The organism is Streptomyces sp. NPDC104106 (genome assembly GCF_055584345.1).
Map to the genome: position 1 here is coordinate 1 of NZ_JBVJMF010000065.1, position 1,608 is coordinate 1,608.

Below are 1,608 nucleotides of genomic sequence, written 5' to 3' on the forward strand. Positions count from 1 at the left end.
GCGAAGACCGGGATGCCCTGGGGGTTGTCGGGCGTGCCGTTCGGGCCGACGGCGATGGCGGCGGCCGCGTGGTCCTGGGTGGAGAAGATGTTGCACGAGACCCAGCGGACCTCGGCGCCCAGGGCGACCAGCGTCTCGATCAGCACGGCCGTCTGGACGGTCATGTGCAGGGAACCGGTGATCCGGGCGCCGGCCAGCGGCCGGCCCTTCGCGTACTCCTCGCGGATCGCCATCAGGCCGGGCATCTCGTGCTCGGCGAGGGTGATCTCCTTACGGCCGAACTCGGCGAGGGAGAGGTCGGCGACCTTGAAGTCGGTGAAGTCAGCGCTGGGCCGAGAGGACATGCCGGGGGCTCCTTGAGTTCAGTACGTTGCGGTGGATCTCGAGCGTCGCCGTCGAGCGGTTGAGAGTGATGTAGTGCAGGCCGGGGGCGCCTTCGGCGAGCAGCCGCTCGGCCATGGCGGTGGCGTACGCGACACCGATGCGGTGGCCCTCGGCGGGCTTGTCGCGCGCGGCTTCGAGCCGGTGGGCCAGTTCCTCCGGGAAGGCGGCGCCGCTCAGTTCGGCGAAGCGGGCGATCTGGCGTACGTCGGTGGCGGGCATGATCTCCGGGATGATCGGGGTGTCACAGCCGGCGGCGGCCACCCGGTCCCGCAGCCGGAGGTAGTCCTCGACCCGGAAGAACATCTGCGTGATCGCGTAGTCGGCGCCCGCCTTGCACTTGGCGACGAAGTGCCTGATGTCGCTCTCCCAGTCCGCCGAGCGCGGATGGCGTTCGGGGAAGGCGGCCACACCGACGCTGAAGTCCCCCGACTCCTTGACCAGCCGCACCAGTTCGTGGGCGTGGGTGAAGCCGTCGGGGTGCGGGATCCAGGGAGCGTTCGGGTCGCCGGGCGGATCACCGCGCAGCGCCAGCACATCCCGGACTCCGGCGTCGGCGTACTGGCCGATGATGTGGCGCAGCTCGGCCGTCGAGTGGCCGACGGCGGTCAGATGGGCGACGGGACGCAGGGTCGTCTCGGCCGCGATCCGTTTGGTCACCTCGACGGTACGGTCCCTGGAGGAGCCGCCCGCCCCGTAGGTGACCGACACGAACGTCGGCGCCAGCGCCTCGATCCGGCGGATCGCCCGCCACAGGGTGCGGGCTCCGGCGTCGGTCTTCGGCGGGAAGAACTCGAAGGAGAACGACGGGAGCGAAGGGGCCGCCCCGTGAAGGACGTCGCGCAGGGTGGTCACTCCCGGCCTCCGGCGTTGAAGTAACTGGCCTCGGGATGGTGCAGGACGATGGCGTCCGTGGACTGCTCGGGGTGGAGCTGGAACTCCTCGGACAGGTGGACCCCGATCCGCTCGGGCTGGAGCAGCTCGGCGATCTTGGCGCGGTCCTCCAGATCGGGGCAGGCCGGGTAGCCGAGCGAGTAACGACAGCCCTGGTACTCGGTGCGGAACATGCCGTCGAGGTGGGCCGGGTCGTTGCCGCCGATGCCGAGTTCGGCGCGGACGCGGGCGTGCCAGTACTCGGCGAGTGCCTCGGCCAACTGCACGGACAGGCCGTGGAGTTCGAGGTAGTCGCGGTAGGCGTTGGCCTCGAACAGCCTGGCGGTCTCCTCA

3 protein-coding genes are annotated in these 1,608 nt (G+C 70.3%); all 3 read right to left on the reverse strand.

Annotated features, from left to right (window positions below; translation table 11 throughout):
• Positions 1-344: adenosylhomocysteinase (locus ACZ60X_RS43855; RefSeq protein ID WP_469611439.1), on the reverse strand; the 344-nt coding region annotated here is incomplete at its 3' end.
• Complete coding sequence (gene metF, locus ACZ60X_RS43860; protein ID WP_469611441.1) at positions 322-1,236, reverse strand: methylenetetrahydrofolate reductase [NAD(P)H]; 915 nt, start codon at positions 1,234-1,236, stop codon at positions 322-324. The genes metF and ACZ60X_RS43855, both read right to left, overlap by 23 nt.
• Positions 1,233-1,608: vitamin B12 dependent-methionine synthase activation domain-containing protein (locus ACZ60X_RS43865; RefSeq protein WP_469611443.1), on the reverse strand; the 376-nt coding region annotated here is incomplete at its 5' end. The genes metF and ACZ60X_RS43865, both read right to left, overlap by 4 nt.